1 protein-coding gene is annotated in these 1,713 nt (G+C 62.1%); it reads right to left on the bottom strand.

The genetic code is table 11. The annotated features are described in order from the left end of the window. Positions 1 to 171 precede the first annotated feature (171 nt). The gene (locus tag BSP109_RS16500) at positions 172 to 1,563 is read right to left on the bottom strand and encodes an IS1380-like element ISBli4 family transposase (RefSeq protein ID WP_101602047.1); all 1,392 of its coding nucleotides are present in this window, start codon (positions 1,561 to 1,563) and stop codon (positions 172 to 174) included. Positions 1,564 to 1,713 lie beyond the last annotated feature (150 nt).

Here is a 1,713-nt window from a genome sequence, read left to right as displayed (position 1 = left end):
CCTTGATCCACCGGTTCGCTTGATGGCAAGGGGCTCACTCGGATTCGAGTGCGAACGCGGTGCGAGGGCAGGAAGTAGTGTCCCGGTCTCTCACCGGTCTCTTCCACATAGATGATTCCCCGGGGTCTCCTCCAGACCCTGCGGCGTCGTGCTCGAGCAGGAGCGAATCGGTCAGGACAATGATCGTGTAGGTGGGCTCAGAGCCGCGTGCCAGAGTCGTGCGAATTCCGTCGCCCACGGCCACCGTCTCGGCAGGTGCAGGATCAGTTTCCTGGCCCGGTGAGCAATCCGGGCCGGGATGCTGATGATCCGTGTCCGCAGCGTCTGAGCGCGCACTTTGCTCATCCGTCCACCGATGAGTCCGGCAGCAGCCCGCAGCAGGTTGTGTGTGATCGCTGCGACTGCTACCCAGGCGGCGTTGGCGTTGAACACCCCGGAGGGCATATGTGCCAGGGCACCGTTCTTCAGCTCCGCATTGATCTGCTCGATGATCGCGTGCTTGCGGTGGATGTGATCAGCAGCGACGGTGTCGAAACGGTCTTTGTCCACCGTGGTGAAGAACGCGTGATAGCGGAACAAGTCGAACAATGGGTCCTGCCCGGCAGTGCGTTTGGTCTCGTTGAGTTCAGGGATGCGGCGGACCACCAAGCGGCCGGCGGCGTGCAGGGACTTCTTCTTCGAGGTGAATGCGGTGAACGGGACCTCGGCGACTTCGGCCTTCGAAATCCAGGCCCTGGTCTCTTCGTCGTAGATCGCTTCGGGGTATTCGATGCCAGTCCATGCGCCGTCGCTGATTGTTCCGATCGCTGCTTTGACCTTCTTGTCCATGCGGACCGTGATCGATACTTCAGCCCCGGCATCCCGGGCGGCTTTGGTCACAGTCGAGGAGTAGTACGCCGAATCAGCCCTGACCAGGGCTGGGAGGCCGGAGTTGATTCGGGTCGTGGTGGCCAGAGCGTCGGCGACGAACTTGTCAGCACCCCGGGCTGACGAGGTTGAGCCCTTGCGCAGGCGCTGGCCGACGATGATCTGGCCGGAGTCGCCCGTCGATGCGGTCGCCAACAGTGCGTTGAGGCCACGACTGCCTTGGTAGCCGAATCCAGCTCCCTGCTTCGACGCGGAGTGGACATCGATGACGGTGTCGTCGACATCGACGAACACCATCGCTTGTCCAGTGTCTTCGCTGGCTGGTAGCAGCGGTGTGTGCTCGTTGAGGTTGGTCAGGAAACGGGAAGAGATCGCGTCGAGTTGCCGGACGTGGCCGAAGGCGAACGAGCGCAGGAACGACCCCAGGGTCGAGGGCGCGTAGACACGATCGAAGAGGTGTTGCATGCCGCCGTGGCGGAGGATGTTCATGTCATCGATCGAGTCGGCCCCGGCAGCCATTCCCGCGACCAGGGTAGCCAGTTTCGGTGCCGGGTTCGCGCCCTTGTCGGCTCCGGTGGTGGTCACGGTCAGACGGTCTTCGGCGAGGTCTGGCAGGCCCGCCATCTGGGCGAGGCTCATGATCGGGACGAGCCCGGTAGTGGCCGTCAGGTTCGCATCGTCGAAGGAGTGAGACACAGACGCGGGTGTGTGGTTGAATAGCACCTGAGAGGTGCCCCTTTCTTGAACGGGAATGTTGACTTCGAACATCATCATTTTCCCAGTTCAGAAGGGGCATTTCCATTTCACGCGCGGCTTGATCCGGCTACTCGCATCGGTGGATCAAGG

This window comes from Brevibacterium sp. Mu109, from assembly GCF_900169375.1.
GTDB lineage: Bacteria > Actinomycetota > Actinomycetes > Actinomycetales > Brevibacteriaceae > Brevibacterium > Brevibacterium yomogidense_A.
This window is presented reverse-complemented; position numbering and strand designations above follow the sequence as displayed.